Annotated in this window: 27 protein-coding genes; 10 read left to right on the top strand and 17 right to left on the bottom strand. The window is 64.3% G+C overall.

Annotated features, from left to right (window positions below):
* Positions 1–84: 84 nt before the first annotated feature.
* The 4 genes from AC04PH_RS15220 to AC04PH_RS15205 form a co-directional block, all read right to left on the bottom strand.
* Positions 85–1,206 (bottom strand): cobalamin-independent methionine synthase II family protein, encoded by a 1,122-nt coding sequence (locus AC04PH_RS15220; protein ID WP_483066671.1) that lies wholly within the window; start codon positions 1,204–1,206, stop codon positions 85–87.
* The gene (locus AC04PH_RS15215; RefSeq protein ID WP_483066670.1) at positions 1,203–1,829 is read right to left on the bottom strand and encodes a class I SAM-dependent DNA methyltransferase; all 627 of its coding nucleotides are present in this window, start codon (positions 1,827–1,829) and stop codon (positions 1,203–1,205) included. Before AC04PH_RS15215 ends, AC04PH_RS15220 begins: the two co-directional genes overlap by 4 nt.
* Positions 1,817–2,797: a cupin domain-containing protein gene (locus tag AC04PH_RS15210; RefSeq protein WP_483066669.1), complete on the bottom strand. Its 981-nt coding sequence runs from the start codon at positions 2,795–2,797 to the stop codon at positions 1,817–1,819. The genes AC04PH_RS15215 and AC04PH_RS15210 overlap by 13 nt, the downstream gene beginning before the upstream one ends.
* 164 nt (positions 2,798–2,961) lie before the next feature.
* Positions 2,962–3,465: a hypothetical protein gene (locus tag AC04PH_RS15205; RefSeq protein WP_483066668.1), complete on the bottom strand. Its 504-nt coding sequence runs from the start codon at positions 3,463–3,465 to the stop codon at positions 2,962–2,964.
* A 764-nt stretch (positions 3,466–4,229) separates the two neighbouring features.
* Here AC04PH_RS15205 and AC04PH_RS15200 point away from each other — a divergent pair.
* Positions 4,230–5,243 carry a nuclear transport factor 2 family protein gene (locus tag AC04PH_RS15200; protein ID WP_483066667.1) on the top strand — a complete coding sequence of 338 codons (1,014 nt, stop codon included), beginning with the start codon at positions 4,230–4,232 and terminating at the stop codon, positions 5,241–5,243.
* On the opposite strand, the gene AC04PH_RS15195 is transcribed toward AC04PH_RS15200, so the two are convergent.
* The 10 genes from AC04PH_RS15195 to coxB all read right to left on the bottom strand — a co-directional run bounded on the left by AC04PH_RS15195 (position 5,236) and on the right by coxB (position 13,712).
* The gene (locus tag AC04PH_RS15195) at positions 5,236–6,132 is read right to left on the bottom strand and encodes an alpha/beta fold hydrolase (protein ID WP_483066666.1); all 897 of its coding nucleotides are present in this window, start codon (positions 6,130–6,132) and stop codon (positions 5,236–5,238) included. The two genes, AC04PH_RS15200 and AC04PH_RS15195, sit on opposite strands and share 8 nt — an antisense overlap.
* A 44-nt stretch (positions 6,133–6,176) precedes the next feature.
* The gene (locus tag AC04PH_RS15190; protein ID WP_483066665.1) at positions 6,177–6,761 is read right to left on the bottom strand and encodes a GNAT family N-acetyltransferase; all 585 of its coding nucleotides are present in this window, start codon (positions 6,759–6,761) and stop codon (positions 6,177–6,179) included.
* Positions 6,761–8,029, bottom strand: coding sequence for a M16 family metallopeptidase (locus AC04PH_RS15185; protein WP_483066664.1), 1,269 nt, complete (start codon positions 8,027–8,029; stop codon positions 6,761–6,763). The genes AC04PH_RS15190 and AC04PH_RS15185 overlap by 1 nt, the downstream gene beginning before the upstream one ends.
* Entirely contained in the window at positions 8,026–9,411 is a 1,386-nt protein-coding gene (gene thrC, locus AC04PH_RS15180) for a threonine synthase (protein ID WP_483066663.1), read from the bottom strand. The genes AC04PH_RS15185 and thrC overlap by 4 nt, the downstream gene beginning before the upstream one ends.
* A 1-nt stretch (position 9,412) precedes the next feature.
* Complete coding sequence (locus AC04PH_RS15175; protein WP_483066662.1) at positions 9,413–10,105, bottom strand: SURF1 family protein; 693 nt, start codon at positions 10,103–10,105, stop codon at positions 9,413–9,415.
* Between the two features lie 93 nt (positions 10,106–10,198).
* Positions 10,199–11,008, bottom strand: coding sequence for a cytochrome c oxidase subunit 3 (locus tag AC04PH_RS15170; RefSeq protein ID WP_483066661.1), 810 nt, complete (start codon positions 11,006–11,008; stop codon positions 10,199–10,201).
* A gap of 25 nt (positions 11,009–11,033) precedes the next feature.
* Positions 11,034–11,651, bottom strand: coding sequence for a cytochrome c oxidase assembly protein (locus tag AC04PH_RS15165; protein WP_483066660.1), 618 nt, complete (start codon positions 11,649–11,651; stop codon positions 11,034–11,036).
* Positions 11,648–11,854 (bottom strand): hypothetical protein, encoded by a 207-nt coding sequence (locus AC04PH_RS15160; protein WP_483066659.1) that lies wholly within the window; start codon positions 11,852–11,854, stop codon positions 11,648–11,650. Before AC04PH_RS15160 ends, AC04PH_RS15165 begins: the two co-directional genes overlap by 4 nt.
* Positions 11,845–12,786, bottom strand: coding sequence for a heme o synthase (cyoE, locus tag AC04PH_RS15155; protein WP_483066658.1), 942 nt, complete (start codon positions 12,784–12,786; stop codon positions 11,845–11,847). The genes AC04PH_RS15160 and cyoE overlap by 10 nt, the downstream gene beginning before the upstream one ends.
* Positions 12,787–12,881: 95 nt before the next feature.
* Positions 12,882–13,712: a cytochrome c oxidase subunit II gene (coxB, locus tag AC04PH_RS15150; RefSeq protein WP_483066657.1), complete on the bottom strand. Its 831-nt coding sequence runs from the start codon at positions 13,710–13,712 to the stop codon at positions 12,882–12,884.
* Between the two features lie 187 nt (positions 13,713–13,899).
* Between coxB and tldD the strand changes: the two genes are divergently transcribed.
* From tldD to dprA, 4 genes are all read left to right on the top strand, one after another.
* A complete protein-coding gene (gene tldD / locus AC04PH_RS15145) occupies positions 13,900–15,333 on the top strand; it encodes a metalloprotease TldD (protein WP_483066656.1) in 1,434 nt (477 codons plus the stop codon).
* The gene (locus AC04PH_RS15140) at positions 15,330–15,767 is read left to right on the top strand and encodes a hypothetical protein (RefSeq protein WP_483066655.1); all 438 of its coding nucleotides are present in this window, start codon (positions 15,330–15,332) and stop codon (positions 15,765–15,767) included. Before tldD ends, AC04PH_RS15140 begins: the two co-directional genes overlap by 4 nt.
* Positions 15,764–16,222 carry a hypothetical protein gene (locus AC04PH_RS15135; protein ID WP_483066654.1) on the top strand — a complete coding sequence of 153 codons (459 nt, stop codon included), beginning with the start codon at positions 15,764–15,766 and terminating at the stop codon, positions 16,220–16,222. Before AC04PH_RS15140 ends, AC04PH_RS15135 begins: the two co-directional genes overlap by 4 nt.
* Positions 16,223–16,409: 187 nt before the next feature.
* Positions 16,410–17,465: a DNA-processing protein DprA gene (gene dprA, locus AC04PH_RS15130; RefSeq protein WP_483066653.1), complete on the top strand. Its 1,056-nt coding sequence runs from the start codon at positions 16,410–16,412 to the stop codon at positions 17,463–17,465.
* A 390-nt stretch (positions 17,466–17,855) separates the two neighbouring features.
* Here dprA and AC04PH_RS15125 read toward each other — a convergent pair whose 3' ends face one another.
* Positions 17,856–18,296 carry a hypothetical protein gene (locus tag AC04PH_RS15125; protein WP_483066652.1) on the bottom strand — a complete coding sequence of 147 codons (441 nt, stop codon included), beginning with the start codon at positions 18,294–18,296 and terminating at the stop codon, positions 17,856–17,858.
* Positions 18,297–18,416: 120 nt separating this feature from the next.
* Here AC04PH_RS15125 and topA point away from each other — a divergent pair, with 120 nt between their 5' ends.
* From topA to AC04PH_RS15100, 5 genes are all read left to right on the top strand, one after another.
* Entirely contained in the window at positions 18,417–21,029 is a 2,613-nt protein-coding gene (gene topA / locus AC04PH_RS15120) for a type I DNA topoisomerase (RefSeq protein WP_483066651.1), read from the top strand.
* 81 nt (positions 21,030–21,110) lie between these two features.
* On the top strand, positions 21,111–21,824 hold the full coding sequence (locus AC04PH_RS15115) for a CoA transferase subunit A (RefSeq protein WP_483066650.1): 714 nt from the start codon (positions 21,111–21,113) through the stop codon (positions 21,822–21,824).
* A complete protein-coding gene (locus AC04PH_RS15110) occupies positions 21,821–22,225 on the top strand; it encodes a VOC family protein (RefSeq protein ID WP_483066649.1) in 405 nt (134 codons plus the stop codon). Before AC04PH_RS15115 ends, AC04PH_RS15110 begins: the two co-directional genes overlap by 4 nt.
* Before the next feature lie 11 nt (positions 22,226–22,236).
* Positions 22,237–22,863: a 3-oxoacid CoA-transferase subunit B gene (locus tag AC04PH_RS15105; protein WP_483066648.1), complete on the top strand. Its 627-nt coding sequence runs from the start codon at positions 22,237–22,239 to the stop codon at positions 22,861–22,863.
* Positions 22,853–23,146, top strand: a complete 294-nt coding sequence (locus tag AC04PH_RS15100) for a GNAT family N-acetyltransferase (RefSeq protein ID WP_483066647.1) — start codon at positions 22,853–22,855, stop codon at positions 23,144–23,146. The genes AC04PH_RS15105 and AC04PH_RS15100 overlap by 11 nt, the downstream gene beginning before the upstream one ends.
* A gap of 10 nt (positions 23,147–23,156) precedes the next feature.
* On the opposite strand, the gene AC04PH_RS15095 is transcribed toward AC04PH_RS15100, so the two are convergent.
* The gene (locus AC04PH_RS15095) at positions 23,157–24,263 is read right to left on the bottom strand and encodes a hypothetical protein (protein ID WP_483066646.1); all 1,107 of its coding nucleotides are present in this window, start codon (positions 24,261–24,263) and stop codon (positions 23,157–23,159) included.
* 52 nt (positions 24,264–24,315) lie between these two features.
* Positions 24,316–25,179, bottom strand: a complete 864-nt coding sequence (locus AC04PH_RS15090; protein WP_483066645.1) for a lytic transglycosylase domain-containing protein — start codon at positions 25,177–25,179, stop codon at positions 24,316–24,318.
* Positions 25,180–25,269 lie beyond the last annotated feature (90 nt).

Raw genomic sequence — 25,269 nt, 5'->3', positions numbered from 1 at the left:
CCTGGGTGGGGGTGAAGCCCCCTCCCGTGGGGAGGGTCGGGGGCTGCCCGGCGCTGCCGGGCGGGCCGTATTTTGTGAGGCGCGTCACTTCACCAGCGCCGCGCCGTCGGACAGGGCGCGCAGTTTGGCGTAGGCGATATCGGGATCGACGGAGCCGAAGCCCGCGAATGTGCCGAAGCCGCAGTCGGAGCCTGCGATCACGCGGTCGTTGCCGACGATCGCGGCAAACCGTTCCAGCCGCTGCGCGACAAGTTCCGGATGCTCGACGAAATTCGTGGTGGTATCCACGACGCCGGGCACGAGGATCTTGCTGTCGGGGATGTCGTCCGCCCGGTCGCGGAAGGTCGTCCATTCGTGGCCGTGGCGCGGGTTGGAGGTTTCGAACAGCACGTAGTCGGCCTTGGCGGACATAAGCGTGTCGAACATCGTGGCCATGGGAATGTCGCAGACGTGCGGGCCTTCGTAGTTGCCCCAGCAGATGTGGATGCGGGCCTTGGCGGCGGGGATGTCGGACAGCGCGTGATTGAGTGCGTCCACGTGGCTGGCTGCGATCTTCAGGAACTCCGCATCCGACATATCGTTGAACAGCATGTGCTTGGACAGCGCCAGATCGGGGCAATCCAGTTGCAGGTCGAGGCCCGAGGCGACGATGGTTTCGTATTCCGCCTTCATCGCGTCGGCCAGCGCGGCGAGATAGGCCTCGCGCGATTTGTAGTGGTCGTTCTGAAGGAACAGCGAGATCACGCCGGGGGAAGCCGCGTTCATGAAGCCGCGGTCCACGCCGTGCTTGTCCATCGCGCCTTTGAGGTTGGCGATGTCCTTCTCCAACTCGCCCTGCCCCTTTGACTTGACCTCGCCCACGCACATCGGGCGGGCATATTGCGGGGTGCCGCCGTCGTCTGCCAGCCGCTTGAGGAAGCCGGGAAACTGCTTGAGGTCGGCGGGGGCGTTGCGCGGGCTGTCGCCGTCGAAGCCGGTGTAGCGGTCCTTGACGTAGGTGGCGTAGCTGATCTTGGACGTCTCGCCGTCGGACACGATGTCGACACCTGCGGCGACCTGTTTGGCCACGGTATCATCGACCGCCTGTGTCATCGCCGCGTCGAACGCGGCCTGATCGTAAGGTTTGCCGTTCTCGCGGGCGAAGATGAAATCGACGACGGTCTGTGTGCGCGGCAAAGAGCCGACGTGGGTGGTTTTGATCGTCATTGCGAATGGTCCATTTCCTTGCGCGCCATCAGGACGCTGTGTCTGTCTGTATCGGTATCGTCGGCCAGAAAGCCGGTCAGGCGCAAGCCCGCCTGTTCCAGTGCCACCGCGTATTCAGCAGGCGAAAGCGAGGCGTGATAGACGGGTTCGCTGCCGACCTGGCCCGTCGCCTCGCCCCGGCGGGGGCCGACGGTGAGCAGGAGCGAGCCACCATCCGCCAGATGGGCGGCGAGGCGCGGGATCGTCGCGCGCTGTTCATCGGCGGTGAGGTGGAAGAAGCTGTCCCAGCTGATGATGCCGTCGAAACGATCCGGTTCGTCCAAGTGGCGCATGTCACCCACGCGCCAGTCGCCGTCGGGCCAGCGGGCGCGGGCCAGATCCAGCATCTTTTGCGAAAAGTCGATGCCTGTGACGGTAAAGCCCTCGGCCTTGAGCCAGCGCGCGATGGGTTCACCAGCGCCGCATCCCAGATCGAGGATATGGGCCGGCGGTTTCACCTGAGCGGCAAAGCGCGCCAGCCAACGCGCCTCGAACAGGGAGCGTGACCGGGAGGCGTCGTAAGCCTCTGCCTGCCGGTCGTAGATGCCCTGCGTATCTTCCGGGCGGGCGGTTATCCCCGCCATGTGTGCCCGGCCGGATCGTCGGTGCCGACGACGTGATACAGCGATGCCTCGCCCGACATGGACGGCACGGCGTTGTGCATCAGGTTTTCAGGGACCGACATCGTGTCGCCGGGGGCGAGGATCGTCTCGCCTGCCGCATGATCGCCGTTGCCTTCCCATTGCACGCGCCAGTGACCGCGCATCGGCATCAGGACGGAGGGACGGTCGTGGCTGTGCATATCCTCGGAGGCGGAGCCGCGGGTCAGGAAGCCGACCTCGAAACCGGGCTTGTCGCGCAGCAGGCCATCCTCGCCGATCACCTTGAGCGGCTTTTTGTCCGCCAGCGCCATCATGTCCCAGTAGCGGGCGACGTGGTTGGGCAACACGTCGGCGGTCGTCGGTTCGGGGCGTTTGGCCAGTTCCTCGTCCGACATCAGCGGCATGGGTGTCACGCCGTCGGGCAGGTTTTGCCCCTTCTTGGTGTCGTAGAGTTTGCCGTTTTTGCCAAGGACAAGGCCGTGGTCGGCGGCATCCTCGATCACCTGCGGTGCCCACATGACACCGCCGCCCGCGTCGTCGCCGCCCAGGATCGCCATGATCATCCCGTAGTCGGTGCCGATATTTTCGAACCCACGGAAGATGCCGGTGGGGATGTTGAAGATGTCGCCCTCTTCCAGCGTCACCTCACCCGCCGTGCCCCAGCGGCCCCAGAAGAAGCGCCACTTGCCCTTGAGGACGAAGAACACCTCGGCGGTGTGGTGGTCGTGCAGCGAATTGCGCACGCGCGGCGGCTGACCGGCGGCCCCGATGTTGAAGCCGTGGGGCAGGCCGATGTGGACGTGCTGGTCGGGGGATTCAGAAACGCCGCCGCCGATGATGGTGAAGTTTTCCTTCTGGTTGCTGCCCGGTGTGTGGGCGTCGATGAAGGCGGTCTTGCAGGGTTGCAGTTCGCCGTAGCGCACGATGCGGGCGGTCATGTCTTGGGTCATTGGAATTTTCCTGGATTGGCCGGGTCAGGTGACGCGCGGCGCATGAAAGAGCGTGGTTCAGATGGCAGCCGGCGTCGCGCCGGGCGGTCGGTTGTTCAACCGGCGCGCCCTGCGGCTGGCGAAGAACCCATGCAGTGCACGGGAGGCGGGAGAGCTGCGCAGCATCACGATCCGCCAAAAAGCTGCGGGCCGAATGCCGCAAGGGCGCGGTCCCGGGTGTTGCGTGCGACATCGGCGTCCACGCCAGCGGCCCGCAGCGACACCCTGTCGTCACCGGAGTAAAGCACGAACGACGACGAGAATTGCCCGTCGCCGCCGACGTCGAATGTAAAGCCGGTGGCCGTGCCGACGCTGATCGCCTGCACACGGCACAGACCCGCGCGCCCTTCGCAGATCGCCTGTCCCTCTTCGGGCGTCATCGTCTGCATGTCGAACGCGCCTGCCGGGGCGTCCTCGCGGGTCATCAGATCGGCATTGATGCCCAGCAGGCCATCGCACTCCGTGCAGACCAGTTCCAGCGGGAACAGACCGGTATCGGTGTAGGCCCAGGCGCGTCCCTCGAACAGGCTATCGGGTACCTGGAGGTCGGTCAGGTCACGCAGTTGCGCGCCCTCCGCCACAGCGGAGACCGGGAGGAGCAGGGTGGTCAGAATCGGGAGGATGCGCATGGAACGGTCCTTTGCTGGGACGTCACGGCGCTTGGCGTCGTGGCGCGGCGGGCGTGAGGCGTTTCGGTACGGCACCCTAGCGCGGCGCGGCCGGGAAGGTCACGCCCCGTCTTGAACCGCCGTTGCGGGGTAACTGCGGAATAGCTTGTCCGGTATGTGCGGGCCAGGTGGTCACGGTGCAGCGTCACGGCGCAGGTGACGGGCGAACGTGCTGCGTTCATTCCTGAGGCAGACAAAGTGGCATCCGCGCCGTCAGGCGGGACGATCCGATTCGTCTGGTATCGCAGGTTGGATGTGGTCACGCTCTCGCACTCATTTGCATTCGTTTGCAAGCATTGCGGAAATTTGTGGCGAATGACAAGTGAGGAAAGCGGAGTGCTGCGAAATTTTCCACGGTATGGATACTGGCTCCGAAGCGTTTCAGCATGCTCTCTGCCATGATCTGATCAAGAGAAATGTGGTCTGGATGTTGTTTCGCAGGTGGGCACTCTCGTTTCAAACCGTTGATATACTATAGTTTTTAGCAATCACGCGCATTGTGATGCACACGTCTGATTGCCACGCGGCGTCGAATGCTGTCCGGAGATACTCGAAATCAGCAAGGATGCCGATGAATACACGAAATGAAGGTGCTGGACAGGCACACGCGGCGCACACGTATTCGTAAATCCTGCATTCGCGTGTTGCCGTTCTGCACAATCGAGACGATGCTGTGCGTCGTGCCGCCCCTTTGGCGGCGCAATTTGCAAATCCAGAAAGACAAAATGACACTCCAGGACGAAAAAGCGGTCGTGCGCGCGCATCATGCCGCATTGGCCGGGGCCACGCCCGACACGGTGGCGGCCGCACTTGCGCAACACACATCCGAGGACTGGCACTGGCGCGGGATGCACCCTTTCTACGAACAACGCGGCGCGCAGGCCGTCGCCGACAGCTTCTGGCGGCATTTTCTGACGGCGATGGCCCGTGTGCAGCGGCGCGAGGATATCTTTTTTGCGGGCGAAAACGGCCCCGGCCATGCAGCGGGCGTCTGGGTCGTGTCGATGGGGCATTTGATGGGGCTGCTGGATGCGCCGTTTCTGTGTATCCCCGCGACGCGCAAGATCACCATGCTGCGCTATGCGGAGTTTCACCGCGTCGTGGACGGCCGGATCGTGGAAACCGCGATGTTTTTCGACCTGATCCACATGATGCATCAGGCGGGGCTGCGGCCCCTGCCCCCGCAGACGGCGCAGCATCTTGTGCAGCCCGGTCCGCTGACCCACGACGGCCAGCTGACCGAACCACAGGACCCGGCAGAAGGTGAAAAGACGCTGGCGTTGATCGAACGCATGATCGGCGACATCCGGGCCAATTCCAACAGCGCCGAGAATGCCGCCCCGCGCGACCCGTCACCGCAGGCGGAACTACAGCGCAGCTGGCACGACGACATGCTGTGGTGGGGGCCGGACGGTATCGGCGCGACCTATACCATCGACCGCTATGTCGAACAGCATCAGCGCCCGTTCCGGATGCAGAACGAGGACCGCGTCTTTCACGGGCATATCGCGCGTGTCGCGGAAGGGCATTACGGCGGGTTCTTCGGCTGGGCGAACCTGTCGATCACGCCGACAGGCGGCTATCTGGGGCTGCCGAAGGGGCCGCGCGCAGAGATGCGGGTTGTCGACATCTATCGCCGTGACGGTGACAAGCTGGCCGAAAACTGGGTGTTCATCGACGTGCTGTATTTCCTCAAGCAACAGGGGCTGGATGTGCTGGAACGGATGAAGCTCAGTTGACGACCCGCCCGCCCTCGATGAACCGCAGGATATCGCGGAACACGTCGGGGCGGGTGAAAAAAAGCAGGTGGCCCTGTTCCGGGTAGCCATAGACCGGCACGTCGCCCAACTCGTCGGCGAAGGCCAGTGTTTGCGCGGTGGAGAACACGCGGTCGTTGAGGCCGACGAAGAACGCCACGGGGATATCGGCGACATCGAGGTCAGGCGGCAGTTCCCAGTTCGGCAGGGCCAGCGTATGTGCCAGCGCCAGCGCCGGGTCGAGTTTCACGTAGATGCGCCCACCCTCCTCTATATCGCGTTCCAGCCTTTCGGCGAAGGCTGGGTCGTCGAACGCTTGCGGGCCGTAGAGCAGCCCGGCCCAGAACCGCTCCCACACCTTGCCACGGGTCAGCGAGCCGGTGGCGATCACAGCGCGGGCAATGTCTTGAATGCCGCGCAGGGCAGTGGGAAATCCGCCGCCGTATTCCACCGCCGTGGACATGGCAGCGATATGCAGGCGTTCGGGGTTGTCGATCTGCTGCGAGGCCAGCAGTGCGACCGGCCCGCCGGTGGAATAACCGACGAGAGCGACTTGTTTGTCGGGAAAGCGGTTCGCGAAGGCGGCGACACGGGCCGCGGCGGCCTCCGGCGTGAGGCGGTGGTCGAGCGGCAAGTTGTCGAGACCGGGGTAGCGGTAGAAAACACGGGCATAGCCTGCATCCTCGAAAAATTCGGTGTCGTCGAAGATGTTGACCGAGGACAGCACGCCGGGGATGAACACGACGAGTTTGTCGCGGCGTGCAAGGTCGGCAGCGTCATAGCGCAGCGGGTCTTCTGGGCTTTGGTCGGTGTAGGGCACACCGAAACAACCCGACAGAACAACCACGCAGAAGATCAATAGGAAACGCATCATCGGCACCACGCTACGTCGGCGGTTTGCGGGGTCAAGCGGTGTCAGCCCACATCGGTCTTTCCCCGCCGGTCATGGCGCAGGTTGGCGTAAAGGACGTGATTGCGCCAGCGCCCGTTGATTTGCAGGTAGGATTGCGCGACGCCTTCGTATTTGTAGCCACATTGTTCCAGCAACCTGCGGGAGGCGGTGTTTTCCGGCAGGCACCCGGCCTCGATCCGGCTGAGGTCGAGCGTATCGAAGGCGTGGTGCACGACGGCCTTGATCGCCTCGCGCATGTAGCCTGACCGCGCGAAGGGTTCGCCGATCCAGTAGCCCGTCGTCCCTGCCTGTGCAGGGCCGCGGCGAATGTGGTCGAGCGTGATCGCCCCCAGCAGCGCCTGATCCTCGCGCCGGATCAGAAAGAGCGGCAGCGCGGTGCCGCCGCCGATGGCGCGCTGCGCCCAGTAGACGCGGTTGGTGAAGGCCTTGCGCGTCAGGTGATCGCTGGCCCAGGTCGGCTCCCACGGTTTGAGGAAACCGGCGCTGTCGCGGCGCAGGGCGGACCAGGCGCGGAAATCGGAGTGGATTGGCGGGCGCAGGGTCAGCCGCTCTGTTTCCAGCCGGACCTTGCGCCGCGACCCGAGCATCAGGCCACCAACCGCGCCTTGAGATCGTCGAGCGTGGGGGCCGCCTCTGCCGGGCCATAGAGCGCCAGCGCGGTGCCTGCGGTCGTGGCCGTTTCGGCGGCGAAGCTCTTAACGTCACCGGTGGTGACCGCGTCGATCCGTTCGATGGTTTCCTCTAGACTGGGGATGCGATCCCAGATCGACAGCAGCCGGGCGAGGCGTTCGGCACGGTTCGACGGGCTTTCGAGGCCCATGAGAAGACCCGCCTTCATCTGGGCACGGGCGCGGGCGACCTCGGCTGCGGTCATGTCGTCGGCGGCGCGCTTCATTTCATCCACCGTCAGGTTGGCCAATTTGCCGATCTGGTCGGCGGCGGTGCCGGCGTAAATCGTCGTCAGACCGGTATCCTCGTAGGCGCCGGCCTGCGCGAAGATGGTGTAGCACAGCCCGTGCCTTTCCCGCGCCTCCTGAAACAGGCGGGACGACATGCCGCCGCCCATCGCGGAGGCGTAGATCTGCGCGGTGTAGATCGCCGGGTCGCGGTAATCGGGCCCTTCGAGCGCCAGCGCGAAATGCACCTGTTCCAGCGTCTTGATCTCACGCCGTTCGCCGCCGCGAAAGGCAGCGGGCTGAATGACCGAGGACGGACGTTCGACGGCGGGCAGATGGCCGAACAGCGCCTCTGCCTGTTTGACGATAGCGGCATGGTCGACGGCACCGGCGGCCGACAGGATCATCTGGTTCGGACCATAATGTTCGCCCACGAAGCCCTGCAGGTCGTCGCGGCTGAAAGACGCCACGCGGTCGGTGCCGCCGAGTATCGTGCGGCCCAGCGGCTGATCAGGATAGGCCACCTCTTGCAGCCAGTCGAAGATGATGTCGTCGGGGGTGTCGTTGGCCTGCCCGATCTCCTGCAGGATCACGCCGCGTTCGACCTCGATCTCAGCGGGGTCGAAAACCGGGTTGAGCAGGATGTCGGAGATCACGTCGAGGCCGAGCGCCACGTCGTCCTCCAATACGCGGGCATAGAAGGCCGTCATCTCGCGGCTGGTATAGGCGTTGATGTAGCCGCCCACGTCCTCGATGCTTTCGGCGATCTGCAACGCGCTGCGGGTCTTGGTGCCCTTGAACGCCATGTGTTCCAGAAAATGCGCGATGCCGTTCTGTTCGACCCGTTCGTGGCGGCCACCGGCCTGCACCCAGATCCCGATGGAAGCCGATTTTAGCCCCGGCATGTGTTCCGTCACGATGCGGAAACCGTTGGACAGGGTGTGCAGTTCGATGGTCACTGGGCGATCCGTTCCTTGATGGTCTTTTGCAGCGCGGCGAGGTCGTTGGCGACCCGCGTGACACGCTCCGGGCGGTCATACAGGTCCGCCATGCGCGGGGGAAGTGGTGCTTTGAGCCCGCTGGCCGCTTTTACGGCGTCGGGGAATTTGGCCGGGTGTGCGGTGGCCAGCGTGATCATCGGCGTGCTGCCCAGATGCGCCTCGGCGACGTGGGTGCCGACGGCGGTGTGTGGGCACAACAGTTCGCCGTGGTCGGCAAGGTAGGTTTTGATCGCTGCGGAGGTCTCTTCCTCGGATGCACGGCCCGATTTGAAAGTGTCCTTGAGCATCTGATACGCGCCCTGGCTGATCTGGAAACCACCGCCCTTCAGGTCTTCCATCTGGGAGGCGACTGTCGCGCCGTCCTGATCGTAGGCGTAGAACAAGGCGCGTTCGAAGTTGGAGGAGACCTGAATGTCCATCGAGGGGCTGATGGTGGGTGTGACGCCCTCCTTGGTGTAGGCGCCGGTTTCCAGCGTGCGGTGCAGGATGTCGTTGCGGTTGGTGGCGACGACGAGGTCCCTGATCGGCAGCCCCATGCGCTGTGCGATGTAGCCCGCGAAGATGTCGCCGAAGTTGCCGGTGGGCACGGTGAACGACACCTCGCGGTGCGGCGCGCCAAGGCTGACGGCTGAGGTGAAGTAATAGACCACCTGCGCCAGCACCCGACCCCAGTTGATGGAGTTCACACCCGCCAGTTTCACGTCGTCGCGGAAGGCAAAGTCGTTGAACATATCCTTTACCGCCGCCTGACAGTCATCGAAATCGCCGTCGACGGCGAGCGCGTGCACGTTGGATTCGGACGGCGTGGTCATCTGGCGACGCTGCACCTCGGACACGCGGCCATGCGGGAACAGGATGAAGACATCGACGTTGTCGAGGCCGCGGAATGCCTCGATCGCCGCCGATCCGGTATCGCCGGACGTGGCCCCCACGATCGTCACGCGGTCGCCGGATCGGCTGAGTGCGGCCTGAAACATCTGGCCGATTAGTTGCATGGCGAAATCCTTGAACGCCAGCGTGGGGCCGTGGAACAGCTCCAGCAAAAAGTGATTGGCGTCGAGTTGCACCAGCGGGGCGCGGGCGGCGTGGCCGAAACCAGCATAGGCCTGCGCGATCAGTTTGCGGAATTCATCGTCGGTGAAGGTATCGCCGATGAAGGGGCGCATGACGGTGAAGGCGATATCCTCGTAGGACTGCCCGGCCATTGAGGCGATATGGTCGGCGGTCAACGTCGGGATCGTTTCGGGCAGATATAGCCCGCCGTCGCGGGCGAGGCCGGTCAGCATGGCCTGTTCGAACGTCAGGACGGGGGCGGTGCCACGGGTAGAGATATAGCGCATGTCAGGCGTCCTTTTGACGGATGCGGTGGATCAGGAACAGGGTCATCGCGGCCCAGACGAGGGCCAGCGAGAACCATGTGATCACGTAGGACAGGTGGTTGTTGGGGATCGCACTGCTGTCGATGGGCAGCGGGCGAAAGGGGCGGTTCTGCAAGGGCGAGACGAGGCGCATGACCTCGTAGTCGCGGGCGATGACCATGATGGGGTCGGTGCCGAGCGCCTGCGCCATGGTATCCGCATCGCGGGCGAACCAGATGCCGGTGGGGTCCGGTTCCGGGGTCCAGCCATCGACCTCCTCCGGCCAGAGCAGGTTGCCGGTGATGTCGAGGTATTCCACATGCGTCGGTTGTTCGCCCAGCGTGTCGAGCGGCACCCAGCCCATATCGACGAGGATCGACCTATCACCGGTGTCGAGCGCCTGAATGTAGCGGTAGCCCGCACCGAGGTCTTCGGCGGAGATCAGCACGAAGATCGGATCGCCTGCGAGTTGGCCGGAGACGGTGACGGGCAGATATTCATCGGCTTCGGGATCGGGGTTTTCCGGGATGTCCACAGGTGTGGCGGCGATGCGGCTGTCGATCCGGTCGAGGATCGCGGTCTTCCACTCCAGCCGCTGCAACTGCCAGACGCCAAGTGCTGTCAGCACGGCACAGCCGACGACGCCAAGCAGGACTGGAAAGACGATCTTGCGCAAGGAGCAGACCCCGGAAAAAGCGAAACGCGCGGGGATGATCCCGCGCGCCTCTCGTATCGGTTTCGCTGGCAGGGTGGAACCCCTGCCCCGCGATCAGCCGCCCCAGATGTAGACGGCGGCGAAGAGGAACAGCCAGACCACATCGACGAAGTGCCAGTACCAGGCCGCGGCCTCGAACCCCACATGCTTTTCAGGCGTGAAATGGCCCTGTTGCAGGCGGATCAGGCAGACCAGCAGGAAGATCGTGCCGATCAGCACGTGGAAGCCGTGAAAGCCCGTCGCCATGAAGAAGTTGGCCCCGTAAATGTTGCCGGAGAAGCCGAAGGCGGCGTGGCTGTATTCGTATATCTGGAACCCGGTGAACAGCACACCCAGCAGCACGGCGAGGATCAGGCCCCACTTCATGTCCTGCCGGTTGTTTTCGTGCACCAGCGCGTGGTGCGCCCAGGTCGCGGCCATCCCCGAGCACAGCAGGATCAGCGTGTTGATCAGCGGCAGGTGCCAGGGATCGAAGGTTTCGATGCCCGCGGGCGGCCAGACGCCATCGACGGCGGGGCTTTCAGGACCCATGGGATACATCGCGTGCTTGAAGAACGACCAGAACCATGCGGCGAAGAACATGACTTCCGACATGATGAACATGATGAAGCCGTAGCGCAGCCCCATGCGCACGACCGGTGTATGGTCGACACCGCCTTCGCCTTCGGCCACGACCTCGGCCCACCAAGCATACATGACGTAGAGCGTCAGCGCCAAGCCGATGAGGAACATCCACGGGCCGCCGCCTTGCTTAGGCATCCACAGGACCGCACCGAACAGCATGATGAAACCACCCAGCCCGCCGAGGAACGGCCAGAGCGAGGGGTTCAGGATGTGGTAGTCGTGATTCTTTTCATGCGCCATTTGGGTCGTCCCTTTGGGGTTCGTCTTAGTTCAAATCTATGGCGTCTTGCGCCGGTGTTGTCAAAGCGGGTGTGGTCAGGGCCGCCTGCGTTTCTTCTTCGGGCAGGTCGATCTCGTAGAAGGTGTAGCTGAGCGTGATGGTATGCACGTACTTGCCCTCGCGGTCGTCCACGATGGCCGGGTCCACGAAAAAGCTGACCGGCATCATCACGGTCTCGCCGGGCTGCAGCACCTGTTCGGTGAAACAGAAGCATTCGATCTTGTCGAAGAAACCGCCCGCCTCGTAGGGGGTGACGTTATACGCCGCCTGTCCGGCAATGGGTATGTCGAGCGGGTTGTGCGCCTCGTAGAAGGCCAGTCCGGTTTCGCCGATCCGGATCTCCATTTCGCGGACTTCCGGCGTGAAGGTCCATGGCATGCCGCGTTCCAGCGATGCGTCGAAGCGGATCGTGATGGTCTGGTCCAGCACCGTGTCGCTGTCGGCATAGGCCACATCGGTCGCCCCGCCGAAGCCGGTGACCCGGCAGAACCAGTCGTAGAACGGCACGGAGGCAAAGCTGAGCGACGCCATCGTCAGCACGACGGCACCGGTTTGCAGCGCGGTGCGGCGCGTGCCGGTGATGTTGGGGAACAGGCGCTTCATTCGGAAGCCTCGGTTTCATCGGGGACGATCTGCGGGCGCGCGACGTGGTCGAAGTTCTCGAATTTCCTGGCATCGCCGAGTTGCAGAACCTTCACGACGGTCAGACCGAAGACGATGGCGATGAGTCCGGCGAGGATCAGGCCGACGCCGATGTTGCGGCCTTTGCGCCGCTGATGCATCTCGTGCTCGACCTTCAAAGCCATGACCAGCCTCCGTCGCCATTCAAGCGCAGGGCGGCCTCTGCCAGCAAAGCCACGAAGTGGGCAAAGAGGTAGTAGAGCGAGACCTTGAAGACCTGCTTTTCCACGGCGTAGTTGTCGCTGTCGGCATCCGCGTCGTCGCGTTTCCAGATGTCGTAGGCCCCTTTCAGGAACCATGCGTTCATCAGCACAGCGACGGTCATGTAGACCGGCCCGCCGATGGACGTCAGGCCAAGGCCAAGCGCCACGGGGACCAGCAGCACGGTGTAGGCCAGCACGTGCTTGCGGGTGGTGTCGCGGCCGTGGGTTTCCGTCAGCATCGGCACACCGGCATCCCCGTAGTCGGACTTCACGAACAGGGCCAACGCCCAGAAATGCGGCGGGGTCCACATGAAGATCAGCGCGAACATCAGCACCGATTCGATGCTGACGCCACCGGTGGCCACGGCCCAACCGATCATCGGAGGAAACGCGCCGGCGGCACCACCGATGACGATGTTGTGCGGCGTCGCGCGTTTCAGCCACATGGAATAGACGACGGCGTAGAAGAAGATCGTGAATGCCAGCAGACCGGCCGCCAGCAGGTTGCTGGTCAGCAAGAGCAGCACGACGGCAAATCCCGACAGCGCGAGCCCGATGCCCAGCGCCTCGCCCGGGGTGGTGCGGCCCGACGGGATCGGGCGGGCGGCGGTGCGCTTCATCTTCGCGTCGATATCGGCGTCCCACCACATATTGAGCGCGCCGGAGGCCCCGGCACCCACCGCGATGCACAGGATCGCCACGAAACCGATGAACGGATGCACCGGCATGGGGGCGACCAGCAGGCCGACCAGTGCCGTGAACACGACGAGCGACATCACACGCGGCTTGAGCAGCGCGAAATAGTCGCGCATCCCGGCCTCGTAGGGTGTGTCTTGCAGGCTCATCTCGGTCATGCGGGTTCCATGGCAAAGGCGGGCCAACGGCCCACCTGTCATTGTCGTCAACTAGGTCCGGTCCGCCGGGGGCACAGGCCCCGCGACAAAATGGATCAGGCGGGGTTCTGTTCCTGCGCCTCGGCCAGCCAGGTGTCGTAGGTGTCCTGGCTCACCACTTTGACGGTGATCGGCATATAGGCGTGGTCCTTGCCGCAGAGCTCGGAACACTGGCCGAAGTAGACGCCCTCGCGCTCTGCCGCGAACCAAAGCTGCGCCAGACGGCCCGGCACCGCGTCCTGCTTCACGCCGAAAGCGGGGATCGTCCAGGAGTGGATCACGTCGGCACCGGTGACCGTCATCACGACCGTGGCACCGACAGGCACGACGACGGCGGTGTCGGTGGCCAGCAGATACAGGCTTTCGTCATAGCCGAAGTCTTCCAACTCGTCCTCGGCAAGCATGAAGCTGTCGAAATAGACGCCATCGTCCACATACTCGTACCCCCAGTACCACTGGTAGCCCGTCACCTTGATGTTGATATCGCCTTCGGGGATTTCCTGCTGCTTGAACAGAACGGGCAACGAAAAGGCGCCGATGAAGACGAGGATCACGATCGGCACGACCGTCCAGGCGACCTCAAGCGGGGAATTGTGGGTGAAGGTCGACGGGGTCGGGTTGGCCTTGCGATTGAATTTCAGCACGACCCAAGCCATCAGACCTACCACGAACAGCGAAATCAGCGTGATCAGCACCAGCAGCATTCCGTCCAGCCACTGTAGATCGCGGGCGAGTTCGGTGGCGGCGGGCTGAAACCCCGTGGCACCGTCGACGGGCACGCCCACGACCTCAAGCTCTTGGGCGACGTCCTGCGCCACGGCGGCGGTACCGGCCAGTGTCAGGCCCGCAGCGGCCCGGATTGAAGAAGCGAATGTTGTCAGTCGCATAACGTTACCTTGTCTTTGGTGGCGCACCCTGCGGCGCGCGTGCCTGCCGGGCGCACCCGCCTCGCGGCATGGAATCCCGTTGTATCCTGTCCCCCTAGTCCCATATCTTGCTGGACAACTCAAGAACCGCAGTTGCGGCAAACGGACGCTTGTGGCGAAGTTTGTGGCAGAACCAGAGGTATTCCCGATGCAAGCCCCCCAAGCCCACGACCCGTTCCAGCCGTTCGAAACCGACCTGGATCGCGACACCGCCCTGTCCCTGCTGCAAGAGGCCACTGCAGGTGCCGACGACGGCGAGTTGTTTCTGGAGCGGCGGCGGTCGGAGGTACTGTCGTTCGACGACGGGCGGGTGAAGGACGCGAGTTTCGATGCCTCCGAAGGATTCGGACTGCGCGCGGTGAAGGGCGAGACCGCGGGTTATGCCCATTCCACCACGGTCGATGAACACGCCCTGCGCCGCGCCGTCAGCACCGCGCGGCTGGCCGTGGGCGATGGTGGTGGAACGATGGCGGCGGGGCCTGCCGGGACGAACAAGAAGCTCTATTCCGATGCGGACCCGATGCTGCAAGCGACGTTTCCGGCCAAGATCGACGTGCTGCGCGAGATCGACGCCTTCGCGCGCGGGCTGGACAAACGTGTGGTGCAGGTGAGTGCCGCACTTGCCGCCTCGCATCAGGAAGTCGTGATCTTGCGGCCCGACGGGCAGTTGGTGACCGACACCCGGCCGATGTCGCGGCTCAACGTCAGCGTGATCGTGGAACAGAGCGGCCGTCGCGAGAGCGGCATGGCGGGCGGCGGCGGACGCGCCGGGCTGATCGGCCTGATCGCGCGCGACAACTGGGAAGCGGCGGCGCGCGAGGCATTGCGGATCGCGCTGGTGAACCTCGACGCGGAGGCAGCGCCTGCCGGTGTGATGGACGTCGTGCTCGGCCCCGGCTGGCCCGGTATCCTGCTGCACGAGGCCATCGGCCACGGGCTTGAGGGCGATTTCAACCGCAAAGGCAGCAGCGCCTTTGCCGGGCTGATGGGCCAGCAGATCGCCGCGAAGGGTGTGACGGTACTGGACGATGGCACGATCCCCGATAGGCGCGGGTCGATCACCGTGGATGACGAGGGCACGCCGAGCGCAAAGAACACGCTGATCGAGGACGGCGTGCTGGTCGGTTACATGCAGGACCGGCAGAACGCGCGGCTGATGGGGGTCGCCCCCACAGGCAACGGACGCCGCGAAAGTTTCGCCCACGCGCCGATGCCGCGCATGACCAACACCTATATGTTGTCGGGTCCCGACGACCCGGCGGCCATGGTAGCGGACCTGAAAGACGGGATTTATGCGGTGGGCTTCGGCGGCGGTCAGGTCGACATCACCAACGGCAAGTTCGTGTTTTCCTGCACCGAGGCCTACCGCGTGAAGAACGGCGTCGTCGGGGCACCCGTGAAGGGGGCGACGCTGATCGGCGACGGGGCGACGGCCTTGCAGAAGATTCGGGGGATCGGCAACGATATGGCGCTCGATCCCGGTATCGGCAACTGCGGCAAGGCTGGGCAGTGGGTGCCGGTGGGCGTGGGCCAGCCCAGCCTGCTGATCGGCGGGCTGACCGTGGGCGGTGCTGCCGCGTGACACCGGAGACGCAACCGGTCGGCTGGGGCCCGATCGTCGCGGCGGCGGTCGCGGTCTATGTTTGCGTTCCTGCAGGCGGGGCGAGCCTCGCTGCGCTGATGTCGGCCGTTTTCGGTGGTCCCGTCACCGCACTGTTCGGATGGGTCTACGGTGCGCTCCTGTTCAGCACGTTCTCGTTCCTGTTGACATGGATTCCGCTGGGGCTTGCGATGCCGCTGGTCAAGTGGTTGGGCCGCGACGGCCCGCCACAGCTGATCCATGCACTCCTCTACGGTGTGGCATCGGCATTGATATTCTGTTTCCTTTTCGGCGTGATGGGGAGCGGTGACGTTCCGGCGGTGCTTCTTCTCGGCGCGATCTATGCCGCAACCTTTCATTGTGCCTTGCGCGCCTTTCATCGCTGGGGATTGAAGCAACAGACGGCGGCAACGTGATCTGGCGCAGTCGACCACAGCCTACCGCCGGGTGGAGACGTCCCATCGCCGCCGTGTTCGCCGGGCTGCTGTTGCCCGCGCTGCTCGGAATCGTTTTTCTATACCTGAGCGATACACCGGTAGCCGGGCCACCCAAGGACGGTGGGGCGCGGAGTTTCGAAAACCACATGGTGCTGATCGCCGCCGCCCTCGCCGCGGCACCGTTGATCGCGTGGCTCGCCGTACCGCTGGCGGTGCCGGTGCTGCGCCTCGCGCTCAGGCGCGGCTGGGCCGGACCTGGCAGTGCGGTGCTGCTGGCTTGCGGGATCGGGTTGCCGATTGTGCATTTTGCACTGAATGGGGACGTGACGACCGAAAACCAGGGCGTCCTGCCGCATATTCTGGTGGCGCTGGCGATGCAGGGGCTGACGGGATGGGCCGTGCTGCAGATCGGACGGCCGCCACCTGATGCGTGAGGGCGCGCACAATCCTGGCCCGCGTTCATCACTCATTAACGCCTGCGGCGATACTGTGGCACCGCAACATGGCGGAGACGGGACGACAGTGCCTTTGACGACTTCCAAATCCCCCCCAAATCGCCGACCCAGCGCGGAAGACGATCTGTTCGACCGGCTTCGCCTGTTGCGCTCTCGCAGGGTCGGGGTGACCACGTTTCACCGGCTGCTGGCGGAACATGGCAGCGCGCGGGCCGCATTGGCCGCCCTGCCCGATATCGCACGCGCGGCAGGTGTCAGTGACTACAGCATTTGCCCCGAGGTGGTGGCGGCGGCGGAGATGAAGGCCGGGCGCACCGCCGGTGCACGGCTAATCGCGCATGGCGACCCCTCCTACCCCACCCATCTGGCGACGATCCCAGATGCGCCGCCGCTCTTGTGGACGATCGGACAGGCCGATCTGCTGCAGCGCCCGATGGTGGCGTTGGTGGGCGCGCGCAACGCCTCCTCGCTCGGCACCCGCATGACAAAGGCGCTGGCCCGCGATTTGGGAGAGGCAGGGTTCGTCGTCGTCTCGGGCCTGGCGCGCGGGGTCGATACCGCCGCGCATCTCGCCAGCCTGGCGACCGGCACCGTCGCCGTGCAGGCGGGCGGGGTCGATACGATCTACCCCGCGGAAAACGGCAAGCTGGCGCAGGATATCGCCGCCAAGGGCCTGCGCCTGTCGGAAATGCCGATGGGGATGCAGCCACAGGCGCGTCATTTTCCGGCACGCAACCGGATCATCGCAGGGCTGGCGCAGGCCGTCGTGGTGTTGGAGGCCGCGGCGAAATCTGGCAGCCTGATCACGGCGCGCAACGCGCTCGATCAGGCGCGCGAGGTGCTGGCCGTGCCCGGCCATCCGTTCGATGCGCGCGCCGCCGGCTGCAATATGCTGATCCGCGACGGCGCGATACTCGTGCGCAACGCCGCCGATGTGATCGAGGCCGTGGGGGTGATCGCCTCCGTCGAAACCCGCGCCGATCCGCCGGAATTGCCTTTGGAAACAGCTGACCCAGCGCCGCCTGCGGCCCGCACTCTCACGGACACGGCGAAACTTCACGCGGAGATCCTGTCGCGCCTTGGGCCGTCACCGGTCGCCGAAGATCAGCTGATCCGCGATCTGGCCGCCCCGGCGACGCGGATCGCCCCGGTTCTGGTCGATCTCGAACTCGATGGCAAGATCATGCGCCAGCCCGGCGGGCTGCTGGCGCGAGTAAACTAGAGTGATGGGCATATGCCAGCGTCTGCGATCTGACGGTCGAACTGGCCGGGAAAGCAACCGCAGGCCCTGACCTGCGCGTCAAAGACAGTCGATCAGATTGGAATATCGACGGGTCAGCACTTTGGTGTTTCCGCAGATCGACCGACAAATCTCTTTTTGGACAATCGTGTCGGGCGGAAAAGGAACAAAAAGAGGCGCTCGGCCGGATAGACCGAAGTAGGGACAGATCGAAATGTCGGTCAGCGAAAAAGCTGTCTCAAGCTCGCAGCCAGGCCCGCATCCGGCTCCTACTGACAGTCAGTTGCCACGGCGCTCGACGGATCAATCGGACGGTCGCAGGAGACACCGAGAGGCTGCACCGCAGTCTGTCGTCTGCGCCATGCGGCAGTATCAGGGGCAGGCCTGCGCGGGCAAGAGGGTCGCATAGTCGGCGCAATACGGATCGCCTGCCCACCAGACATCCGTCGCGCCGATGGCGGAAGCGTCGACCCGCCACGCCCCGTCAATGCCCCGCAGCACGAAGGCGGTGACCGTCGGGCCGTCGATGGACCACTCAGGCTCACCGTCGCGCAGGACAAGCGGCGTTTGCGCGATGTCGATGGGTGCGCCGCCGGGGCGCTGGGCCGTCAGCATAGCAAAGCCGCGATCACCGTCGACTAGCAGGCTGTCGACGACGAATTCGACCGGGGCGCCCAACCCGTGTTCGGCCACAGGCCGGATCGCATCCATGATCGCGCGCCGTTCGGGCGTGCCGCGCGGCGGCTCGTATGGCTCCGCCATGGCGGTGGCGGCAAGTAGCGCGAAAGGTGTGACGAATGCGATCAGTTTCATGGGCGACAGTCCTTGGGTAAAGCCCCGTCACCATGCCCATCACATGCCGCATTGACAATTCCCGGCGCGGCACCACATGTTCCGCGCCCATACCGTCGTGAATGTTTGTGAAGGATTCCCATGCCAGTCGTCGTCGTCGAATCCCCTGCCAAAGCCAAGACAATCAACAAGTATCTGGGCAACGACTACACCGTTCTGGCCTCCTACGGGCACGTCCGGGACCTGCCGCCAAAAAACGGATCGGTGCTGCCCGACGAAGACTTCGACATGAAATGGGAAGTCGCCAGCGACAGCAAGAAGCATATCAAGGCTATCGTCGATGCGCTGAAAAACGACAACGCACTGATCCTCGCGACCGACCCTGATCGCGAGGGCGAGGCGATTTCCTGGCACCTGCAGGAGGCGCTGACCGCCCGCAAAGCGATCAAAAAGGACACGCCGGTCAGCCGGGTGGTCTTCAACGCAATCACCAAATCGGCGGTGACAGAGGCGATGAAGAACCCCCGCGAGGTGGATGCCCCGCTGGTCGAGGCATATCTGGCACGGCGCGCGCTGGACTATCTTGTGGGCTTCAACCTGTCGCCGGTGCTGTGGCGCAAGCTGCCCGGTGCGAAATCGGCGGGGCGCGTGCAATCGGTCTGCTTGCGCCTGATCGTCGAGCGCGAGATGGAGATCGAGAAATTCCGCCCGCAGGAATACTGGACCGTCAAGGCGCTGTTGCAAACGCCTCGCGGCCAGACCTATGAGGCGCGACTGACGACGCTGGCGGGCGAAAAGCTGGACAAGTTCAGCATCGCCAATGAAACGCAGGCCGAAATGGCGGTACAGGCGATCAACAGCCGCGACCTGACCGTCACGGCGGTCGAAGCCAAGCCCGGCACGCGCAATCCGTCGCCGCCCTTCATGACATCGACCCTGCAGCAGGAGGCCAGCCGCAAGTTCGGCATGGGTGCCAAGCAGGCGATGGGCTGTGCCCAGCGGCTGTATGAGGCGGGTCTGATCACCTACATGCGGACCGACGGGATCGACATGGCGCCCGAGGCCGTGGCGGGTGCTCGCGATGCGATCAAGGCCAAGTTCGGCGACAAGTACGTACCGAAAGAGGCGCGGGTCTACAAGAACAAGGCCAAGAACGCGCAGGAAGCGCACGAATGTATCCGGCCCACCGACATGATGGTGGACACGGCGGCGGCGAAGATCAGCGATGCGGATCAGCGCAAGCTCTATGACCTCATCTACAAGCGCACGATGGCGTCACAGATGGAGGCCGCGCGGTTCGAGCGCACCGCCGTGGATATCGCCTCGGCCGACGGGCAGGTCGTGCTGCGGGCCAACGGGCAGGTGATGCTGTTCGACGGTTTCATCGCGATTTACGAAGAAGGCCGCGACGACAGCGTAGTGGACGACGACGACAAGCGCCTGCCGCAGATTGCGCAGGGCGAAAAGGCCGACAAGCAAAAGGTCGACCCCGAACAGCATTTCACCCAGCCCCCACCCCGCTATACCGAGGCCACGCTGGTCAAAAAGATGGAGGAACTGGGCATCGGGCGACCGTCGACCTATGCGTCGATCGTCACGACCATTCAGGACCGCGGCTATGTCGAGAAAGACAAGAACCGGCTGATCCCGCAGGACAAGGGCCGTTTGGTGACCGTGTTCCTGATGCACTATTTCAACCGCTATCTGGAATACGACTTTACCGCCGACCTGGAAGACCAGCTCGATCAGGTCAGCGCGGGCGATGCGGACTACAAAAAGGTGCTGGAGCGGTTCTGGCGCGATTTTTCCGCCGCCATCGCCGAAACCGCCGATCTCCGGATCGGCGAAGTGCTCGACAAGATCAACGAGGTGCTGGAACCGCATCTGTTCCCCCCGACCGAGGACGGCAGCGACCCGCGCGCCTGTCCGAACTGCGGTGCCGGGCGGCTGTCGATGCGCACGGCGCGGGCCGGTGGCGCATTTATCGGCTGCTCGAATTATCCCGAGTGCAAATACACCCGCCCCTTTGGCCCGCCGAACCCGGAAGCGGAGGCCTCTGCCATCCCGCCCGACGGCAAGCTGCTGGGCACGGATGCGGGCGACGAGATCCGCGTGTTCAAGGGCCGGTTTGGGCCTTATGTGCAACACGGCGAGGTCACCGAGGACAACAAGAAGCCGCCGCGCCAAAGCGTGCCTGCCGACTGGGACCCGGAAGGGATCACGCTGGAGGACGCGCTGAAGCTGCTGGAATTGCCGCGCCTGATCGGGCCACATCCGGAGGACGGTGTGAACGTCTGGGCCAACCTTGGACGGTACGGACCCTATCTCAAGCATGCGGAAACCACGTCTTTCAAGGGCGGCACCAATGCCAACCTTGAAACGGTCGAGGATGTCTGGACCGTGGGGATGAACCACGCTGTCGAATTGCTGGCTGCCAAGGTCGCCAGCCGTGGCGGGCGTGGCAAGGCGGCGGTGCCGATCCGCGAATTGGGCGAACACCCCGTGGCCGGTGGCCCGGTCAATATCTTCGACGGCAAATATGGGCCTTACGTGAAGTGGGAAAAGATCAACGCAACGATCCCCGACACGATCCAGCCGGATGAGCTGACCATGGCGCAGGCTGTCGATCTGATCGACGAACGCGCGGCGAAATCCGGCAAGAAGGTCGCCAAGAAAAAGGCCGCGCCGAAGAAAAAGCCTGCGGCTAAGAAGAAACCGGCGGCGAAGAAGAAAGCGGCAGTCAAGAAAAGCTGATCCGCTGCGTTGCAGCATCCTGATTGACAATGCCCGCACCTCTTGTGAGAGTTTGCGGGCATTATCTTTTCAGGGGGCATCATGAAGAAAATCTATCCCGACGCGGCGGCGGCCCTCGACGGCCTGCTGCATGACGGTATGTTCATCGCCGCCGGTGGCTTTGGCCTCTGCGGTATCCCCGAATTGTTGCTGGCGGCGATCAAGGACGCGGGCACCAGGGATCTGACCTTCGCATCCAACAACGCAGGCGTGGACGATTTCGGCATCGGCATACTGTTGCAGACGCGGCAGGTGAAAAAGATGATTTCCTCCTACGTGGGCGAGAACGCGGAATTCATGCGGCAGTATCTGTCGGGCGAGTTGGAGCTGGAATTCAACCCACAAGGCACGCTGGCCGAGCGGATGCGTGCAGGTGGCTGCGGCATCCCCGGTTTCTATACCAAGACCGGCGTCGGCACCGTGATCGCCGAGGGCAAGGACCACAAGGATTTCCCCACCGGCCCCGATGGCGCGGACGAGACCTATATCATGGAGCGCGGCATGTTCGCGGACCTGTCCATCGTGAAGGCGTGGAAGGCCGACGAGACCGGCAACCTGATTTTCCGCAAGACCGCCCGCAACTTCAACCCGCCTGCCGCGATGTGCGGCAAGACTTGCGTGGTGGAGGTGGAAGAGATCGTGCCGACCGGCAGCCTCGACCCCGACAACATCCACCTGCCCGGCATCTACGTGCACCGCATCATTCAGGGCGAGCACGAAAAGCGGATCGAGCAACGCACGACGCGGGCCGCATGACACGACACGCCCGGATCATCGCGGCAGCGCAACTGGTGCCGGTCAGCGACATCGCTGCCAGCGTCGCGTTCTATTGCGATGTGATGGGCTGCAAAGAAGTGGTCCGCAACGACGACTACACATTCGTGACGGTCCGCCGCGAGGGGCTGACCCTTGGCCTGCAGGGCGATATGGACGCCGCGGCGGTCAAAACAACGGGCGAGATGCTGGCAACACAGGTTTGGGTACGCGATCTTGACGCGCTTTGGGCCGAGTTGGGGCCGCGTCTGGCCGACCTGCCGCGAGAGCGTGTGCGACCGCCGTTTCTCCAACCCTATGGCGTGCACGAGTTTCACGTCAAAGACCCTGACGGCTTTCTGATGCTTTTCGCGGAAGCCGACGACACCAATTTAGGCGATTGAAGGAGCCTCCGATGCCTTGGGACAGAAATCAGATGGCCGCGCGTGCGGCGGAAGAGCTTGAAGACGGCTGGTATGTGAACCTCGGGATCGGCATTCCGACGCTGGTGGCCAACTATGTCGGTGACAAGGACATCACCCTGCAATCGGAAAACGGGATGCTCGGCATGGGGCCCTTCCCGATCGAGGGCGAGGAAGACCCTGACCTGATCAACGCGGGCAAGCAGACCATCACCGAGTTGCGGCGCACCGCCTATTTCGACAGCGCGCAGTCCTTCGGGATGATCCGTGGCGGCAAGATCGCGGCGGCGATCCTGGGCGCGATGGAAGTGGCCGAAAACGGCGATCTGGCGAACTGGATGATCCCCGGAAAGCTGGTCAAGGGCATGGGCGGTGCGATGGATCTTGTCGCCGGCGTCGGCCGTGTGATCGTGGTGATGGACCACACCAGCAAGCATGGCGACAGCAAGTTACTCAAGGAATGCACCCTGCCGCTGACCGGCAAGGCGGTCGTCGACCGGATCATTACCAACCTCGGCGTGCTCGATGTGGTCGAGGGCGGTTTGAAGATCGTGGAGATGGCTGAAGGCGTCACCGAGGACGAGTTGCGCGCCGCGACGGAGGCCACCATTGTCGGATGATCCCGTCGCCCATGAGGTCGATGACAGCAAAGGCCGCTATGTCATCCGCCACGCGGATGGCGGCGAGAGTGAACTGACCTATTCGATCCTCTCTCCGAAGACGGTGATCGCCGACCATACCGGCGTGGCCGAGGGGCATGAAGGTGAAGGCGTGGGGTTGCGGCTACTGGAAGCCCTGCTGGAGGACGCGCGCAAGGACGGGTTTCGCATCGTGCCGCTGTGTCCCTTCGTCAATGCGCAGCGGCGCAGGCACCCGGAATGGGCGGACCTGTTTCAGGTCTAGGGTCAGAAGCCTAGGGCAGGTAAAGCCCCGGCCCCTCCGGCCACTCCAACCCCTCCGCCGTGCGCGGATCGTCGAACGGGTGAACCATGTTGATGTCGGTTACCGTCGCGGTTGCCTCGTCATATGTCACGGCAAGGTCGGCGGGCGTGCTGTCCTCGCGTGTGATGCGCAGCAGGACACGCCAGACCTGCGGGTCGTCGCCAACCGCCCTGACGGCGGGGGTTACGTGGATAAAGTCGCTCAGGTCGCCCGGCGTCGGGTCGCCGCTCTCGCGCAGCCAGTCCCGCACCTGCGCCACCACACGCGCCATCGGCGGGTCGGCGCTTTCGCGGTCGTCGATCCAGATGGTCCCGGTCACCGGCGAACTGCGGCTGCCCTCCGCGTCGGCCATGACCGTTACCTCCGTCGTGGTGTCGAGCCGGTTTTCCCCGCGGCGCAATGCCTGCACGTAGGACCGCCAGCCATCGAACGACGGCGGATCGGACCGTGACACGCCCGGATCGACCGGCAGCAGCGTGACGTCCAGCGTGACCGCCGTAGGCGGCTGCCAAAGACCGTGATCTGACGTCCTGAACCCGGCTGCGCAGTTTTTGATGCGCGTCAGGAATTGTCTTCGGCTGTCGGCGAGAAGCGTCCTGTCGAGGTAGACCGGAATCTGTAATGCCCAGTCCCGCTCAAAGGCGGCGATATCGGTGAGCGACAGGCTTTGCCAGTGTTCCAGGCCCGGTTCGGTGACACGGGGGCGGTCCAGCGCCAGCGGCGGCAGTCCGCAGGACGCCAGTTGCGCCTGCGTCGCGGCAGCCACCTGCGCCTGCAGGCGCTGCGCCGTCACCGCCTGTTCGAGCACGGCGGCACAGCTTGGCGCGTCGCGGCACCCATCCCGGTAAAGCGGCACATCGGCAAAGGTCATCACATCACCCGGAACGCGATAGCGCGCGGTCAGATCGCCGTCCGTATCTTCCAGTGAGTCGAGCGTCACGCCGGTCTGCGCGATGGCCGCGGGCAGATCGCCCGCCAGGACCCGCGATTGCGGATGCCCCAAAACGGCGGCATCTATGACATAGAGACCGACCCCCGCCAGCACCACCGCACCGCATCCGACAAGCCACGTCTTCATCGCGCCCTCCACGCTTGGTCATGCGCAGTCTGACGGATCGCGGCGAGCTTTGCTAGATACCGTTGTTGTGGAACACGCAGCCGTCCGTCACCAGTTCCGGTGGCGTCTGGCACAGCCCACGCGCCACGGTCCAGGCGGCCAGCACCTTGGGGACATAGGCGCGGGTTTCGGCATAGGGCGGCACACCGCCGTTGTCGCGCACGGCCCCCTCGCCCGCGTTGTAACCTGCCAGTACCAGCACCGGGTCGTTGTCGAAATGCTGCATCAGCCAGGCCAGATAGGCGACGCCGCCCTTGATGTTCTGCGTCGGATCGGTGCGGTCGGTGACGCCGAAGCGTTCGGCAGTGGCGGGCATCAGCTGCATCAGACCGACGGCGCCCGCATGGCTTTCCGCCTGCGCCTGCCCCGCGCTCTCGATCGAGATCAGCGCCAGCACCAGCGCGGGCGACACATCGGTGCCCACGGTCGCGCGCAGGATGTCGAGCCCGTGCAGGTTGGCGATGGTCTGGAGCGATTGCAGCCGTGGCAATGGCACCGTCTTGTCAGCCGGAGCGTTCGCGATCACGCGCAGCGCCTCGGCCAAGCGGCCCGGCGCGCTGTCGGCACGGGCGGGCGATACTCCGGCCCAGAACCATTCGAAACCCGAGGCACGCGGTACGGTCGTTCCCGCCGCGGCCGGAACGACTGCTGCCGGGGCCGTTCCCGCGGGGGCGGGGGCCTGCGGGCCGCGCGGAACGCTAGGGTCGATCTGCACAGTGATGCGCCGCGTGTTCGTGCCCGAAGGCACGGTCACCCGGCGAAAGGTGAAGTCGGGCTGCAGCCGATTCAACTCTGCCTGCGCCGTGTTCGGAACCATCAGTACCGACGGCGCGGCCAAAAGGCCCAGCGCCACCAGCGCGGAAGTCAGATATCGCATGTCATGTCCTGCTCAACGTCATTCTTGGCGTTTTTATTGCCGCCAGACTCGCAGCTTTGCAGCGTTGAAACCAGCAAAACGCGAACAATG

It is taken from the genome of Yoonia sp. KMU-150 (assembly GCF_056858355.1).
Note: the sequence above shows the minus strand (reverse complement) of the source record. Positions and strands in the feature narration are given on the sequence as shown.

Excerpts from the sequence above, each read along its gene's own strand:
- AC04PH_RS15170 (WP_483066661.1), bottom strand. The coding sequence starts at position 11,008 with ATGGCGCATGAAAAGAATCACGACTACCACATCCTGAACCCCTCGCTC.
- AC04PH_RS15115 (WP_483066650.1), top strand. The coding sequence starts at position 21,111 with ATGAAGAAAATCTATCCCGACGCGGCGGCGGCCCTCGACGGCCTGCTG.
- AC04PH_RS15190 (WP_483066665.1), bottom strand. The coding sequence starts at position 6,761 with ATGCTCGGGTCGCGGCGCAAGGTCCGGCTGGAAACAGAGCGGCTGACC.
- AC04PH_RS15205 (WP_483066668.1), bottom strand. The coding sequence starts at position 3,465 with ATGCGCATCCTCCCGATTCTGACCACCCTGCTCCTCCCGGTCTCCGCT.
- cyoE (WP_483066658.1), bottom strand. The coding sequence starts at position 12,786 with ATGACCGAGATGAGCCTGCAAGACACACCCTACGAGGCCGGGATGCGC.
- tldD (WP_483066656.1), top strand. The coding sequence starts at position 13,900 with ATGCAAGCCCCCCAAGCCCACGACCCGTTCCAGCCGTTCGAAACCGAC.
- AC04PH_RS15105 (WP_483066648.1), top strand. The coding sequence starts at position 22,237 with ATGCCTTGGGACAGAAATCAGATGGCCGCGCGTGCGGCGGAAGAGCTT.
- AC04PH_RS15200 (WP_483066667.1), top strand. The coding sequence starts at position 4,230 with ATGACACTCCAGGACGAAAAAGCGGTCGTGCGCGCGCATCATGCCGCA.
- AC04PH_RS15090 (WP_483066645.1), bottom strand. The coding sequence starts at position 25,179 with ATGCGATATCTGACTTCCGCGCTGGTGGCGCTGGGCCTTTTGGCCGCG.
- AC04PH_RS15095 (WP_483066646.1), bottom strand. The coding sequence starts at position 24,263 with ATGAAGACGTGGCTTGTCGGATGCGGTGCGGTGGTGCTGGCGGGGGTC.
- AC04PH_RS15110 (WP_483066649.1), top strand. The coding sequence starts at position 21,821 with ATGACACGACACGCCCGGATCATCGCGGCAGCGCAACTGGTGCCGGTC.
- AC04PH_RS15165 (WP_483066660.1), bottom strand. The coding sequence starts at position 11,651 with ATGAAGCGCCTGTTCCCCAACATCACCGGCACGCGCCGCACCGCGCTG.
- coxB (WP_483066657.1), bottom strand. The coding sequence starts at position 13,712 with ATGCGACTGACAACATTCGCTTCTTCAATCCGGGCCGCTGCGGGCCTG.
- AC04PH_RS15215 (WP_483066670.1), bottom strand. The coding sequence starts at position 1,829 with ATGGCGGGGATAACCGCCCGCCCGGAAGATACGCAGGGCATCTACGAC.
- AC04PH_RS15195 (WP_483066666.1), bottom strand. The coding sequence starts at position 6,132 with ATGCGTTTCCTATTGATCTTCTGCGTGGTTGTTCTGTCGGGTTGTTTC.
- AC04PH_RS15125 (WP_483066652.1), bottom strand. The coding sequence starts at position 18,296 with ATGAAACTGATCGCATTCGTCACACCTTTCGCGCTACTTGCCGCCACC.
- topA (WP_483066651.1), top strand. The coding sequence starts at position 18,417 with ATGCCAGTCGTCGTCGTCGAATCCCCTGCCAAAGCCAAGACAATCAAC.
- AC04PH_RS15220 (WP_483066671.1), bottom strand. The coding sequence starts at position 1,206 with ATGACGATCAAAACCACCCACGTCGGCTCTTTGCCGCGCACACAGACC.
- AC04PH_RS15210 (WP_483066669.1), bottom strand. The coding sequence starts at position 2,797 with ATGACCCAAGACATGACCGCCCGCATCGTGCGCTACGGCGAACTGCAA.
- thrC (WP_483066663.1), bottom strand. The coding sequence starts at position 9,411 with ATGCGCTATATCTCTACCCGTGGCACCGCCCCCGTCCTGACGTTCGAA.
- AC04PH_RS15160 (WP_483066659.1), bottom strand. The coding sequence starts at position 11,854 with ATGGCTTTGAAGGTCGAGCACGAGATGCATCAGCGGCGCAAAGGCCGC.